General features: G+C 75.3%; 14 protein-coding genes. 11 read left to right on the top strand and 3 right to left on the bottom strand.

The window, feature by feature from the left end:
- The first annotated feature begins 172 nt into the window (after nucleotides 1–172).
- From PATMI_RS28650 to PATMI_RS0108975, 5 genes are all read left to right on the top strand, one after another.
- Nucleotides 173–1,531: a S1C family serine protease gene (locus tag PATMI_RS28650; protein WP_051471249.1), complete on the top strand. Its 1,359-nt coding sequence runs from the start codon at nucleotides 173–175 to the stop codon at nucleotides 1,529–1,531.
- Nucleotides 1,528–2,484 carry a VWA domain-containing protein gene (locus PATMI_RS0108990; protein ID WP_026910650.1) on the top strand — a complete coding sequence of 319 codons (957 nt, stop codon included), beginning with the start codon at nucleotides 1,528–1,530 and terminating at the stop codon, nucleotides 2,482–2,484. Before PATMI_RS28650 ends, PATMI_RS0108990 begins: the two co-directional genes overlap by 4 nt.
- Before the next feature lie 90 nt (nucleotides 2,485–2,574).
- A complete protein-coding gene (locus PATMI_RS0108985; RefSeq protein WP_157260687.1) occupies nucleotides 2,575–2,874 on the top strand; it encodes a hypothetical protein in 300 nt (99 codons plus the stop codon).
- A 1-nt stretch (nucleotide 2,875) separates the two neighbouring features.
- Nucleotides 2,876–3,529, top strand: coding sequence for a response regulator transcription factor (locus tag PATMI_RS0108980; protein ID WP_026910648.1), 654 nt, complete (start codon nucleotides 2,876–2,878; stop codon nucleotides 3,527–3,529).
- A gap of 5 nt (nucleotides 3,530–3,534) precedes the next feature.
- Entirely contained in the window at nucleotides 3,535–4,599 is a 1,065-nt protein-coding gene (locus tag PATMI_RS0108975) for a sensor histidine kinase (protein ID WP_169738342.1), read from the top strand.
- 25 nt (nucleotides 4,600–4,624) lie between these two features.
- On the opposite strand, the gene PATMI_RS0108970 is transcribed toward PATMI_RS0108975, so the two are convergent.
- Nucleotides 4,625–5,017, bottom strand: a complete 393-nt coding sequence (locus tag PATMI_RS0108970) for a Na-translocating system protein MpsC family protein (RefSeq protein WP_084269811.1) — start codon at nucleotides 5,015–5,017, stop codon at nucleotides 4,625–4,627.
- A 210-nt stretch (nucleotides 5,018–5,227) separates the two neighbouring features.
- Between PATMI_RS0108970 and PATMI_RS0108965 the strand changes: the two genes are divergently transcribed.
- From PATMI_RS0108965 to PATMI_RS37355, 5 genes are all read left to right on the top strand, one after another.
- On the top strand, nucleotides 5,228–6,724 hold the full coding sequence (locus PATMI_RS0108965) for a PP2C family protein-serine/threonine phosphatase (protein ID WP_026910645.1): 1,497 nt from the start codon (nucleotides 5,228–5,230) through the stop codon (nucleotides 6,722–6,724).
- 486 nt (nucleotides 6,725–7,210) lie between these two features.
- Entirely contained in the window at nucleotides 7,211–8,347 is a 1,137-nt protein-coding gene (locus tag PATMI_RS35835; protein ID WP_245604140.1) for an AAA family ATPase, read from the top strand.
- Nucleotides 8,348–8,354: 7 nt separating this feature from the next.
- Entirely contained in the window at nucleotides 8,355–9,266 is a 912-nt protein-coding gene (locus PATMI_RS28640; protein ID WP_051471248.1) for a DUF58 domain-containing protein, read from the top strand.
- The gene (locus PATMI_RS0108950; RefSeq protein WP_026910644.1) at nucleotides 9,263–10,246 is read left to right on the top strand and encodes a VWA domain-containing protein; all 984 of its coding nucleotides are present in this window, start codon (nucleotides 9,263–9,265) and stop codon (nucleotides 10,244–10,246) included. The genes PATMI_RS28640 and PATMI_RS0108950 overlap by 4 nt, the downstream gene beginning before the upstream one ends.
- A 64-nt stretch (nucleotides 10,247–10,310) precedes the next feature.
- On the top strand, nucleotides 10,311–10,781 hold the full coding sequence (locus tag PATMI_RS37355; protein WP_051471247.1) for a YidH family protein: 471 nt from the start codon (nucleotides 10,311–10,313) through the stop codon (nucleotides 10,779–10,781).
- A gap of 35 nt (nucleotides 10,782–10,816) precedes the next feature.
- Here PATMI_RS37355 and purE read toward each other — a convergent pair whose 3' ends face one another.
- Nucleotides 10,817–11,323 (bottom strand): 5-(carboxyamino)imidazole ribonucleotide mutase, encoded by a 507-nt coding sequence (gene purE / locus PATMI_RS0108940; protein ID WP_026910643.1) that lies wholly within the window; start codon nucleotides 11,321–11,323, stop codon nucleotides 10,817–10,819.
- A gap of 34 nt (nucleotides 11,324–11,357) precedes the next feature.
- The gene (locus tag PATMI_RS28630) at nucleotides 11,358–12,530 is read right to left on the bottom strand and encodes a 5-(carboxyamino)imidazole ribonucleotide synthase (RefSeq protein WP_051471246.1); all 1,173 of its coding nucleotides are present in this window, start codon (nucleotides 12,528–12,530) and stop codon (nucleotides 11,358–11,360) included.
- A 186-nt stretch (nucleotides 12,531–12,716) separates the two neighbouring features.
- Here PATMI_RS28630 and PATMI_RS37350 point away from each other — a divergent pair.
- On the top strand, nucleotides 12,717–14,199 hold a 1,483-nt coding region (locus PATMI_RS37350), incomplete at its 3' end, for an Ig-like domain-containing protein (protein WP_051471245.1).

Raw genomic sequence — 14,199 nt, 5'->3', positions numbered from 1 at the left:
CGGCGTTTGTGCCGCGACCCACGCGGGGACCGGGACGGCGCGCGTGGTCGTCCGCGAGGCACCCGCGCGGACACGGCGTGCGCACCGGGGGTCCTTACGCACCGCTGACGCGGTCTGCGGGATGCTCCTCCGGACTCCGCCCCCGCGGCGCACACCCCGAACGTCTGCCTTGATGCCCGACAACCGCTCCCTCTGGTCCGACGGTCCCTCCGAGGACGAACACCACGGCTGGCTGGACGCCGAGAAGCAGCCCGCCCCCGCCGGACGCCCGCTGTCCTCGGACCACGCGCCCGCCACGAAGGTCCATCGCGCCGAGGACCGCACGCCACCCCTACCGGTCGGCGACCGGCCCGCGCCGCCGCGACGTGAGGGCCCTTCGGCCTGGGCGACCTTCGTCGGCGCGATGCGCTGGCCGATCGTCGCCCTGTGCGTCGCGGCGCTCCTGGTCGGCGGCATCGCGATCGGCACGCGGTTCGCGGACACGAAGACCGTCGAGCGCACCGTCGTCTCGGGCAACGGTGGCTCCCCCGGCCAGATCAAGGCGGCGTACGAGGTCGCGCACGAGGGCGTGGTCCGGATCGAGACCGGCGACGCGATCGGCAGCGGCTGGGTCTACGACGACAAGGGCACGATCGTCACGAACAACCACGTCGTCTCCGACGCCGGCAAGGGCGGCACGGTCCAGGTGCGGTTCAAGGACGACGGCGGGCTCACCCCCGCGAAGGTCCTGGGGACCGACATCTCGTCGGACCTCGCGGTCCTGCGCGTCGACCCGAAGGACGCCCCGAAGCTCGTGCCGCTGAAGATCGCCGAGTCCGACGACGTGCAGACCGGCGATCCCGTGATCGCGATCGGCTACCCGCTCGGGCAGGACCAGACGACGACCGCCGGGATCATCTCGGGCGTCGGACGCGAGATCCCGGCGCAGAACAACTTCCAGATCGAGAAGGTCCTCCAGACCGACGCGCCGATCAACCGCGGCAACTCCGGTGGCCCGCTCCTGAACACGAAGGGCGAGGTCGTCGGCGTCAACTCGCAGATCCAGACGACGGGGACGAGCGGCGGCAGCATCGGCATCGGCTTCGCCATCCCGTCGGACACCGTCCGCGACGCCGTCCCGACGCTCGAGCAGGGCAGGGCGGTGCCGCACCCGTACCTCGGCGTCCAGGTCGGTCCGCTCCGGTCCGGCGACGGCGCGATGGTGGGCGGCGTCACCGCGGGCAGCCCCGCGTCGCGGGCGGGGCTGCGCGTCAACAGCGACGGCGCCCAGCGCGGGCTGGCCGAGCCCGACGGCGACGTGATCGTGAAGATCGACGGCAAGGACGTCGTCCAGCCCAGCGACGTCACGAGCACGGTCAACGAGAAGAAGCCGGGCGACAGGATCACGCTCGAGGTGCGGCTGAAGGGCAAGACCCGGAGCGTCGACGTGACGCTCGGGAACCGCCCCGAGTCCAGCCAGACGGCACCGACGCAGTCGATGCCGACCTCGCCGTCGAGCCCCTCGAACCCGCTGAACCCCTCGATCCCGTGAGCTTCGTCGCCCCGTGGTTCCTGCTGGCGCTGCTCCTGGTGCCGGCGGCCGTCCTGCTCTACGTCTGGTGGGAGCGGCGCAGGACCCGGGGCGCCGAGCCGTGGGCGTCGGCGGCGCTGATGCCGTCGGTCACGAAGGGGACCACCGGGTGGCACCGCCACGTGGCGCCCGCGATCTACCTGCTGGCCGCGGTCGCGCTGATCGTGGCCCTCGCCCGGCCGCAGCACGACGTCCAGAAGAAGATCGAGCAGGCCTCCGTGATGCTCGTGACCGACCGCTCCGGGTCGATGCGCTCCGAGGACGTCGCCCCCAGCCGCATGGAGGCCGTCAAGTCGGCCGCGACCGAGTTCCTCGACCAGGTCCCCTCCCAGATCCAGGTCGGGGCGATCGCCTTCAACCAGCGGACCCAGCTCCTGGCGTCCCCCACGACCGACCGCGACCGCGTCAAGCGGCAGCTCGCGACGCTGACCGGCGCCGGGTCGACCGCGACGGGCGACGCCCTCGCCGCGGCCCTGGCGATCCTCCGGCCGCAGGGGGACGCGAGTCCGCGCACCCCCGCGGCGGTGATCCTGCTGTCCGACGGCAAGAACGTCCGCGGGCGCGACCCCGTCCGCCTGGCCCGCCGGGCCGGACGACTCGGCGTCCGGGTCTTCACGATCGCGCTGGGCACCGACACCGGCACGCTGACGTCGACCCGCAAGGACGGCACGACGAAGACCGAGACGGTGCCGCCCGACCGCCGGGCGATGGCCCAGATCGCCGAGGCGTCCGGGGGCACGACGGCCGACGCCGTGACGACCGACGCCCTCAAGAAGGTCTACGCGGACCTCGGGTCCGAGGTCGCCGAGCGCCCCGGCAAGGACCAGCTGACCTCGATCCCCGTCGGCATCGCCCTCGTGCTGCTCGTCGCCGGCGCCGGCGTCGCGCTCCGGCTCACCGGCCGGATCGTCTGACCCGGGCCGATGCGGCGTGCCGCACCGCCCGCGCACGCGACCCTTCGGCGACCCGATGCCCACGTTTACGCCCGGCTCAGCAGCGTGCGATTGGCTGTTCCCGTCATGGTCTCGCTGCGCGGCGTCGTCCCGTTGGTCCTCACCGGTACGAGCGGCATCGCGCTGCTCACCTTCGGCGTCGGAGGACTGTCGGGCATGGAACCGCAGCTCGAGCGCGCCGCGCGGACGGTGCAGGAGCGGCAGTCCGTCCCGCCGGTCGCCCCGGACCGCAGCACGCCCGACGCCCCGTCGCCGGACCGCACCACGCCCCGGTCGGCACCGGACGTCACGTTGCAGGACGTCGACTGCCCGCAGGAGCAGGACCGGGCCCACCGCCGGGGCGAGGTCTGAGATGCGCGTGCTCGTCGCCGAGGACCACGAGCGGGTCGCGGACGCCGTCGCACGCGGCCTGCGCCGCGGCGGCCTGGCGGTCGACATCGCCGCCGACGGGGAGGCCGCGCTCTACAAGGCGCGCGTCAACCCGTACGACGTCGTGGTCCTCGACCGCGACCTGCCGCGCACCCACGGCGACGTCGTCTGTCGCACGCTGAACGCCGAGCAGCCCGGCACGAAGATCCTCATGCTGACCGCGGCAGGCGCGCTCGACGACATGGTCGAGGGGCTCGCGCTCGGCGCCGACGACTACATGACCAAGCCGTTCCGCTTCGCGGAGCTGGCGGCCCGCGTCGACGCCCTCGGGCGCCGCAGCGGCCGGGTCCGGCCGAGCGTCCTGACCCACGGCGACCTCGAGCTCGACCCCGCGCGCCACGTCGCCACGCGGGCCGGTCGCGACCTGGAGCTCTCGCCGAAGGAGTTCGGCGTCCTCCACGAGCTGCTCGCCGCCGACGGCCAGGTCGTCACCACCGAGCAGCTGCTCGAGCGGGTCTGGGACGAGAACGTCGACCCGTTCACCAACACCGTCCGGATGGTCCTCGTGACCCTGCGGCGCAAGGTCGGCGAGCCCGCGGTGATCCAGACCGTGCGCGGCGCCGGCTACCGGATGTGAGGGCCGTGCGCCGGCCGCGCCTGACGCTCCGCGCCCGGCTGACGGCGCTCTACGCGAGCCTCTTCGCGGCCTCCACGCTCGTCGTCCTCGCGGTCGCCTACGGCCTGCTCGGCGGGCACCTGCACCGCACGCTGCCGGACGACCTCGCCGACCCGATCCTGGACCGCGTCGCGGTGCAGCTCGCCCTCGTCCTCGTCGGCACGACGCTCCTGGCGATCGCCCTCGGCTGGATCGCGGCCCGTCGCGCCCTGCGCCCGATCGGCCGGGTGACCGCGACGGCGCGGCGCGTCTCCGACGAGCGGCTCGACGAGCGGCTGGGCCTCGACGGGCCCGACGACGAGGTCCGCGAGCTGGCCGACACGTTCGACGCGATGCTCGACCGGATCGCGGCCGGGATGCAGGCGCAGCGCCGCTTCGTGCAGAACGCCAGCCACGAGCTCCGCACGCCGCTGACGGCGATCCGCACCGAGGTCGACGTCACCCTGTCGGACCCCGACGCGACGACCGCCGAGCTCCGGGCGATGGGGGAGCGGGTGCTCGCCGGCACCGACGAGCTCGACGACCTGCTCGAGGGCCTCCTCGTGCTCGCGCGCAGTCGCCGCGGGGTCGACCGCCACGAGGACGTCGACCTGCTGCGGACCGCCCGGGAGGCCGTCGCCGCCGCCCCCTCCTGCCCGACGCTGAAGCTGTCCGTCCACCCGCGGACGTCGTCCGCACGGGCGTGGGGCGACGGCACGATGCTCGGCCGCGTCGCGCTCAACCTCGTCGACAACGCCGTCCGCTACAACGAGGACGGCGGCTGGGTGCGGGTCGAGACCGCGGAGCGCGAGCAGGACGGCCGGCGGTGGGCGACGCTGCGGGTCCAGAACAGCGGCCCGCGCGTCCCGCCCGAGGACGTCGACCGGATCGTCGAGCCGTTCGAGCGGCTCGGACGCCACGGCACCGGGTCGGGGCTCGGGCTGTCCATCGTGCGGGCCGTCGTCGACGCCCACGGCGGCAGCACGCGGATCGACGCACCCGAGGCCGGCGGGCTCGACGTCACCGTCAGCCTGCCGGGGCCCGCCCGCTGACCCGTGGCGGACGTCCCCGCCGGGGTCAGTCGCGCTCGACGCCCTCGACGGGCGTCAGGACGAACAGCTCGGTGGCGACGTCCCGCACGAGGTCCATGCCCGGGACCGCGAACTCGACCCCGCGCCCCGCGACGGCCCGGACCGCGTCGAGGAGGTCGTCCTGCACCGCGCTCTGGAGGGCGGCCCGGGCGCCGCGGACGCGGTCGATCTCGCCCAGCTCGGCGAGGCGGCGCTCCGCCGGGGACATCGTCCCCTCGAGGACGACGAGGACCGAGTCGCGTCCTGCGAAGTGCGCGCGACACCGGTGGGGGCCGCGACCGAACTGGTCCTTGTAGTGCCGGGCCACGGCGTCCGCGATCGACTGCAACGGGCTGCGCGCGGGCGATTGCCCGGGATTCGGGGATTCGAGCTGCGTCATGGTGGGAAGGAGGGAAGTGTGGACGTCGCACGTAACCGATACGTTCTGTCTCGGTTCCTCGGGGTACGCCGTCCTTGGTGTCTCAGATTAGCCCCACCATCCCGATCGTCACCGCCGAGAAGCCCGACCGATAGGCTTTGGGCGCGCTTCTGGGACGAGCTGTCTCGGTACCGAGCCGGACGGCGTCCACGAGCGACCAGGAGCACCACCGTGTCCGCCCAGCCCCACCCGCCGCCCGAGCCCGTCACGCAGGAGCGCACGGGATCGGTGCGGGCGCGCAAGCAGCGCAGCGACGCGGCGCTGAACTACACGCGGCTCGTCACCGCGGCGATGCGGATCCTGCGCGAGCAGCCCGACGCCGGGATGGAGCGGATCGCCGCCGAGGCCCGGGTCGGACGCGCCACCGCCTACCGCCACTTCCCGCGCCGCAGCGACCTCGTCGCCGCCGCCGCGCAGCAGGCACGCGACGACGCCGAGGCCAACGAGCGCGACGTCCTGCGTCCGGCCGGCGAGCTCGGCAGCACGACCCCCGCGGTGCTCGACGTCGCGGACGTGCTGAACAAGGTCCCACCCCACCTGCTCGGCGAGCAGATCGTCGCGGAGGCCCAGCGGCTGGGCGGCGTCGCCTCGGTCGCGCTCTACGTCGTCGACATCGACGGCTCGCGGCTCCTGCGCCTGCACGGACCCGCCGAGTTCCCGGCCGAGCTGCCGGTGTCCCTCGGCGTCGGTCCCGAGCTGCCGCGCAGCGCGATCGCGAGCCTGCGGCACGTCGTCGGAGAGCAGATGCCCGGCGCCGCCGTCGTCCCGATGTACCTGCGCGGCCGCGCGACGGGCGCGCTGATCGCCGTCGGTGCGCGCGAGGACGCCCTGCAGGAGCTCGCCCGCCAGGGTGCCGCCGCCCTCGGACTGGGCGGCCCCTACACCGACGTGTACGCGCAGGCGGCACGCAGGCAGCGGATCTCGCCCGCGTCGGAGATGCAGCAGAACCTGCTGCCGCCCCGCGTCGCCCGCATCGGCGGGGCCGGGCTGGCCGGCAACGTCCTGCCCTCCTACGACGTCGGGGGCGACTGGTTCGACTACGCCGAGAACTCCGACGGCGCCTGGATCGGCCTGGCCGACTGCGAGGGCACCGGCCCGCGCGCCGCGGGGCTCGCGGCCGTGCTGCTCGGGGCGTTCCGCGCCGGACGCCGCAACGCCCGCGACCTGCCGGAGACCGTCGGGCTGATGGACCGCACGCTGACCGACCTCACGATCGACGGCGCCGTCGCGACCGCGGTGATCGCCCGGTGGGACGCCCTGGCGTCGGAGTTCACCTGGATCAATCGCGCGCATCCCGCACCGCTGCTGATCACCGCCGACGGCCGCGTGGAGGAGCTGGAGGGCGCCGTCGGCGAGATCATGGGCGTCGTCGGCCCGCAGGACGCCGACGGCTCCGGACCGCCCGTCAACCGCCGCCGGCTCGAGCCGGACGACCGCGTGATCATCTACTCCGACGGCATCCGTGATCGCGTGCGCGCCGACGGCTCGACCTTCGGCGTCGCGGGGATCGTCGCCGCGGCCCGGACGGCCCCCAACCCGACCGCCGCCAACACGGTCAACGCGATCGAGGAGGCCGTCCTCGGCGCGTCCGGCGAGCCGCTGACCGACGACGCGACCCTCGTCGTCCTCTCCCCCACCGGCGTCGACGCCACCCGGGCGTCGGACTGAGCGCCCTGGACCCGGCGCCTGGTCGGGGGTGGGGCCGGCCGGTTCGGGTCGGGTCGGGGTCCGGCACAGGTCCGGGGGTCACGGATGGTCGGTATCCGACCGGGAGCGACCGCCCGTCGTCCGGGTCCGGTCCCGGCTCGGACGGCGGGGACACCCGTGGGGCCCACGACCACGAGCGACGCCGTGCCGGCCGGGGGTCGAGGGGCGCGGTCGATCGTGGTCGGCGCCCGACCGGCGACGACCTCCGCCGTTCCCGGTCCGGTGATCGGGACCGATCGGGGCGGTCCGCCCGGGACCCGGCACGCCGGGCGCGTCCATCGGGTAGGAAGGAGCGTACGCACGAAGGAGGGCCCCGCCCTCCCGACCGCCGCCACCGTCGGCCACCGGTCGCCGGTCCGCACCACCGGGAGCTCCTTATCCCCAGGTGACGACCGACGACCTACCGTGGTCCCTGACGTTCCGCCCGTACCGCCGGAGACCACACCCGTGAGCACGCCGATCCCCCCGACCGACCCTCAGCAGCAGACCGCGGCGTCGCCGATCGACGAGGCCGCGCGCGACCTCGAGGCCGTCCTCCACGAGGTCAAGCGGGTCGTCATCGGCCAGGACGCGATGCTCGAGCGCGTGCTCGTCGCGCTCCTGTCCGGCGGCCACGTCCTCCTCGAGGGCGTCCCGGGCCTGGCGAAGACGCTGACGGTGAAGACGCTCTCCACGGTCCTCGGCGGCGAGTTCCGCCGCGTGCAGTTCACCCCCGACCTCGTGCCGGCCGACCTCGTCGGCACCCGGATCTGGCGCCCCGACACCGGCACGTTCGAGACCCAGCTCGGTCCGGTCTTCGGCAACCTGCTGCTCGCGGACGAGATCAACCGCGCCCCCGCCAAGGTGCAGTCGGCGCTGCTCGAGGTCATGCAGGAGCGTCAGGTCACCCTCGGCGGCGACACGTTCCCGCTGCCCAGCCCGTTCCTGGTGCTCGCGACGCAGAACCCGATCGAGTCCGAGGGCACCTATCCGCTGCCGGAGGCCCAGGTCGACCGCTTCCTCCTGAAGGTCGTCGTCGGCTACCCGACGATCGAGGACGAGGCCTCCGTCGTCCACGCGTCGGTCGGTGCCGCCGAGGACGTCCGGCAGGTCATCACCCCCGAGAAGCTCCTCCGTCACCGCGAGACCGTGCGCAGCGCCCACGTCGACCCGCAGGTCGTGCGCTTCGCCGTCGCACTGGCCGACGCGACCCGGCACCCCGATCGCTACGGCATCGGCGAGCTCCGCGGCGCGATCGACGTCGGCGCCAGCCCCCGCGGGCCGATCGGGCTCGTCCAGGCCGCGCAGGCCCTCGCGGTGCTCCGCGGCCGCGACTACGTGACGACCCGCGACGTGCGCGCCCTCGCGCTCGACGTCCTCCGCCACCGCCTGATCCTGTCGTACGAGGCGCACGCCGACGGCCTGACGCCCGACGACGTCCTCGACCGCGTGCTGCGCGCCGTGGACCCCAACGGGGGCGAGGCCCCGCCGCTGATCGAGAGCCGCGCCCCCGGCCCCGGGGACGGCCGCTGGAGCGAGCCGCAGCAGGCGCAGGCGGCCCCGCCGGAGCGCCACAACGGCCGCCGGGCCGCCGAGTCGTCCTGAGCCGCCCGTGAGCGACCTCCTCATCGACCCGCCCGGCCGGCAGGGTCCCGGCCAGATCGGCGGGCACGCCGTCCGTGCGCTCGAGCTCGCGATCACGAAGCGCAGCGCGGGCGTCCTGCCGGGCGAGCACCGCTCCGCCGGCCTCGGGTCGGGCACCGAGCTGAGCCAGCTCCGGCCGTACGTGGAGGGCGACGACGTCCGCCACCTCGATCCGGCGGCGAGCGCCCGGACCGGCGAGCCGCACGTGCGGCTCCACGTCCCCGAGCGCACGCTGACGACGTGGGTCGCGCTCGACGTCTCCGCCTCGATGGCGTTCGGGACCACGCGGCGTCTGAAGTCCGACGTCGCCGAGGGCGTGGTGCGCGTCGTCTCGCGACTGGGCGTCCGTCGCGGCGGCCGCGTCGCCCTGCTGCGCTGGGGTGCCACGACGTCGGCCACCCGCGTCCTGCCGCCGAAGGGCGGGCGCGCCGCGCTGGGCGGCATCGACCGGGCGCTGGCCGAGGGCGTCGCCGCCGACCGCTCGATCCGCACCGAGTCGTTCGCCGACGCGCTCGAGCGCCTGCACCGCGTCGCCCGGCGCCCGGGCCTGATCGTCGTGGCGTCGGACCTGCGCGACGACTCCCGGTGGCACCGCCCGCTGTCGCTGCTGGCCCGGCAGCACCGGGTGCTCGTCGCCGAGGTCTCCGACCCGCGCGAGCACGCGCTGCCGGACGCCGGGATCGTCGTCGTCGTCGACCCGGAGAACGGCGACCACGTCGAGGTCGACACGTCGTCGGCCCGCGTCCGCGACGCGTTCGCGGCCGCCGAGGCCGAGCGCCGCGCCGACGTCGCCGAGCGGCTGCGCCGCAGCCGCGTCCAGCACCTGCAGGTCAGCACGGAAGGCGACTGGCTCCGCGACCTGGGACGGGCGCTGCGATGAGCGTCGGCCCGCCCCTGGCGATCGCGCTCGACGCGCCGCTGTTCCTCGTCACCCTGCTGCTGATCCCGGCGGGCCTCTACGCGATCCACGCGTCGCGGGCACGGCGACGCAGGAACGCGATCCGCATGCCGGCGACGGCGACGCTGAAGGCCGTCGTCGCGGCGCAGCCGTCGCACCGCCGCTGGATCCCGATCGCCCTGCTGGCGCTGGCGCTCGCCCTGATGTCGGTCGGCCTGACGCGGCCGGAGGTGACGAAGACGTCGCCGGAGTCGCGGTCGACGGTCGAGCTCGTGATCGACTCGTCCGGGTCGATGGGCTCGGAGGACGTGCAGCCCACGCGCATGGAGGCCGTCCAGAACGCGGCCAGGCGCTTCCTGAAGGGCGTTCCGAAGCAGACCCGGGTCGGGCTCGTGGGGTACGCCGAGACCCCGAGCATCGTGCAGGAGCCGACCACGGACCGCGGAGTCGTGAACCGGCAGGTCGACGCGCTGGTCCCTGGCGGCAGCACGTTCACCGGGTCGGCGCTGGCGGTCGCCCTCGACGCGGTCCGGGCCGAGGGCGACCCGGCGAAGAACGACGGGGTCCGTCCGCCGGGAGCGATCATCCTGCTGTCCGACGGCAAGCCGTCCCCGGGCGACGAGGACCCGCTCGCCGTGGCGACGACGGCCAAGGCGCAACGGGTGCCGATCTACACGGTGTCCCTCGGCACCCCGGACGGGGTCGTCCCCGACGGGCAGGGGGGTTTCCAGCCGGTGCCGCCGGACCCCCAGCTGATGCAGCAGATCGCCCAGACCTCCGGCGGCGAGTCGTTCAGCGTGGGCGATGCGGGCCAGCTGGAGGAGATCTACAAGAGCCTCGGGACCCGCGTGGCGACCGAGGCCGAGCAGCGGGAGATCACCTGGATCTTCGCGCTCGCGGCGTTCCTCGCCCTCGCGACGGCGCTGGGCCTCGGCGTGCGCTGGCGCGGGCGAGTGGCGTAGGGCGGGACGCCGCCGGCCACCGGTTCCTCACGCGGCGGTCGCCGACGGGGCGTACCGTGGGGTCGTGGCCGCCGCTGATCCCGCCTCCCGGAACCACGCGGCGGCCGGGCCGGACCCGTCCGGCGACGAGCGTCCGCCGTCCCCCGATCCGGACGCGGCCGCCGAGGCCGCGTGGGCGGACCGGCCACTGGACCCGCGCGACTACAGCCGCCGCACGCTGCTGGCGAACGAGCGGACGTTCCTGGCGTGGTGGCGGACCGGCCTGACCGCGCTCGCGGCGGCGCTGGCGGCCGCCCGGGTGGTCCCGGAGCTGGCCGACGCCGACCATCGCTGGCCGTACTCGCTGCTCGGGGTCGCCTGCGCGATCGCCGGGGTCGTCGCCATCACCTACGGCCACCGCCGCCGCAAGGCGGTCGAGGACGGACTGCGGACCGGGACGTTCCCCCCGATGAGCCCGGTCGTCACCGGGGTGCTCTCGGGGCTCGGCGTCCTGATCGGCGTCGGGATGCTGGCGCTGATCGTCGTCGGCCCGTAGGCGGCGGACGCGGGACCGCGCGCGGCGGCCGGCGCTCAGTCGACCCGGCCGGTCTCCCGCGCGACCCGCGCGTCCTTCTCGTGCGAGGACGCCAGCAGCTCCTCCTGCGCGCGGAGGATCGCCGCGGTGCGCTCGGGGTCGCCCGTGGCGAGGATGCGGGCGGCGAGCAGGCCGGCGTTCCGCGCGTTGCCGATCCCGACCGTCGCGACCGGGACGCCCGCGGGCATCTGCACGATCGACAGCAGCGAGTCCATCCCGTCGAGGTGCTGCAGCGGGACGGGCACGCCGATCACCGGCAGCGGCGTCGTCGAGGCGAGCATGCCCGGCAGGTGCGCGGCCCCGCCGGCGCCGGCGATGATCACCTGGATCCCGCGCTCGTGGGCCTCGGTGCCGTAGGCGATCATGTCGCGCGGCGCGCGGTGGGCGGAGACCACGCGGACCTCGTGCGCGATGCCGAACTCGCCGAGCGCCTCGGCCGCGCCGAGCATGGTCGGCAGGTCGGAGTCGCTACCCATGACGATGCCGACGACGGGCTGGCTCATGCGGTGCTCCTGGGTGTGGAGTGCTGGACGCGGGTCACGCGCGCCCCTCGAGGATGTCCACGGCCCGCCACGCGATCCGCTTCGCGGTCGCGACGTCGGGGCCGAGCGCCGTCACGTGGCCGAGCTTGCGGCCGGCGCGGGCGCCCTTGCCGTAGAGGTGGACGTGCGCGCCGACGACGGCGAGCGCGTCGCGCAGCCGCGACCGCGGGTCGCTGCCGTCCTCCGGCCCGACGACGTTGACGGTCACGGCGGCCGGGGCGACGAGCGCCGTGGAGCCCAGCGGCCAGTCGAGCGCGGCCCGCAGGTGCTGCTCGAACTGCGACGTCACGGCGCCCTCGATCGAGTAGTGGCCCGAGTTGTGCGGGCGCATCGCGAGCTCGTTGATCCGCAGCCCGTCGGGCGTGACGAAGAGCTCGACGGCGACGAGGCCGGTCGCGCCGATGTGGTCGACGATCGCGACGGCCAGGTCGACGGCCTCGCGCGCCAGCGCCTCCGGGATCTCCGCCGGCGCGACGAGCTCGCGGAGCATCGCCTCGTGCTGGACCGTCTCGACCACCGGGTACGCGACGCTGCGGCCGTCCGAGGTCCGCGCGACCTGCACGGCGATCTCGCGCTCGATCACGACCTTCGGCTCGACGAGCGCCCCGTCGGGGAGCGGCTCGAGGAAGGCCGCGGCCTCCTCGACGTCGTCGACGACGCCGACGCCCCGGCCGTCGTATCCGCCGCGCGGCGCCTTCAGCACCACGGGCCAGCCGTGGGTCGCGGCGAACGCGGCGACCTCGTCGGGGGTGCGCGCCTGCTCGAACGGCGGCACCGGGAACCCGGCGTCGCCGAGTCCGCGCCGCTGGTGGAGCTTGTCCTGCGCGAAGAGCTTCGCCGTGGGCGCCGGGACGAGCCGGTGGCCCTCGTCGACCAGGGCCTGCAGCAGCGCGTTGTCGACGCCCTCGAACTCGAACGTCACCACGTCGACCCCGGAGGCGAACGCCCGCAGGACGTCGAGGTCCCCGTGGTCGCCGACGAGGGCCTCGGCCCCCGCGAGGACCGCCGCGTCGCCGGGCCCGTCGGCCAGGAGCCGCAGGTCGACGTCGAGCGCGATCGCGGCCTGCTGGTCCATCCGCGCGAGCTGCCCGGCCCCGAGGACGCCGAGGCGCGGTCGGCGGGGCGCGTCGTCCGGCGGGGTCGGGCGCGGGTTCAGGAGCTCGGCCATGCGGGGGCAAGGGTAGTTCCTGCGCCACGCCGGGGTCCGGGAGGTGCCGCGCCCACGCCGCGGGCGGTCGCCCCGGCGCGGTCGACGCGGCGGTCCCTCCGGGGAGCGGGCGCGCCGACGCCGCACCGTCCGACGTCCGGCCACCGCACTTGACGTCCGCCTCCACCTGGGCGGAGGCTCGCGCGCATGTCGTCGCGCCCGTCCCCCCGGGTCCGCGTCGCCGTGCTCGCCGCCTGCGGTCTCCTGGCCGTCCCCGCGAGCGCCTCGGCGCAGGACCCGAACGCCACCGATCTCGTCCAGACCGTCACGCGGAACGGCGAGACCCTCACGATGCGGCTCCACAAGGTGCCGCTCCGGGGCCCGCACTTCGAGGTGCGGGTCCAGAACCTCCTCGGCGGCTACGACGCGTACGCGCCCACAGGCCCGGACCGCGCGTACCTCGGGACGGTCGACGGCCGGCCCGGCGCGGTCGCCTCGGGCATCGTGGCCGACGACGGCGACCTCCGCGGCCAGATCGCGTTCGACCGCGGCGCGACGTGGTTCACCGACGGGACCACCGTCACCGGGACCCGCGGCCTCGACGCGCCGACCTTGAAGTGGCCGAGCACGACGACGCTCTCCCCCGGACTCGCCGACGGCCGGATGCGGGCCTGGGACCTCGGCGTGGACGTCACCTCCGGGTACTACCTGAACGCCGGTCGCGGCGGATCGAGTGCCGCGAAGACGCTCGAGCAGGTCGAGTACTCGCTCTCCAACGTCCGGGCGATCTACATGCGCGATGCGGAGACGATGCCGCGGCTCGGTCGCGTCGTGGTGCGCGCGGTCGCCGCCCGCGACCCGTTCGCGCCCGGCGGGACGACCGCCGGCCTCGGCGCGTTCCGCGACGAGTGGCGGGCGAACCAGACCGACGCGGTCCGCGACGAGGCGCTGGTCGTCGACGCCGGCGGGGGCGGCGTGGCGTACAGGGTCGCCTTCGGCCCCGACTACGCGTACGCCCGGTCGGGCTCGGACGACGACGGGCCGTTCGACGTCGTCACGCGCCACGAGATCGGCCACAACTGGAACGTCGGCGACAACGAGTCCGAGAACGCCGAGGGCGCGACGATCATGAACGGCAACGGGTACGCCCGGTTCTCGGGGCCGGAGCTGCAGACGATGCTGACGTCGCGGAAGGCCCGCGTGGACGTGCTCGACGACCTCGGCCGCTGGGCGAGCACCGGCCTGCCGCCGTACGCCGCGCTGGACCTCGCCGACGACGTCGCCCCGGGCACGACGACGACGGTCGACGTCCTGGCCAACGACCACGACGCCAACGCGCAGGCCCTGACCCTGACCGCGGTCGACGCGACCACGAAGGCCGGCGGGACCGCCCGGGTCGCGGACGGGAAGGTCCGCTACACCGCGCCCTCCGGCGCCTACGGCCTGGACAGCTTCGGCTACACGGTCACCGACGCGTGCGGGCAGACCGCGACGGGCGTCGTCCTCGCCCGCGCGAGCGGCACCGCGGCCACGGCGACGTCGGCCGGCGCGGCGACGTCCGGCACGACCGGCACCGCGTCCGCCGACGCGGGCCGGACGACCTGCGCCTCCGACGGGACCGGCGCCGGCGGGACGGGCACCGGTCCGGGCGGCGGCAGCGGCGCGGGAACCGGGGGCGGCACGGCCGGCG

Origin of the sequence: Patulibacter minatonensis DSM 18081, assembly GCF_000519325.1 — a bacterium.
Classification (GTDB): domain Bacteria; phylum Actinomycetota; class Thermoleophilia; order Solirubrobacterales; family Solirubrobacteraceae; genus Patulibacter; species Patulibacter minatonensis.
This window is presented reverse-complemented; position numbering and strand designations above follow the sequence as displayed.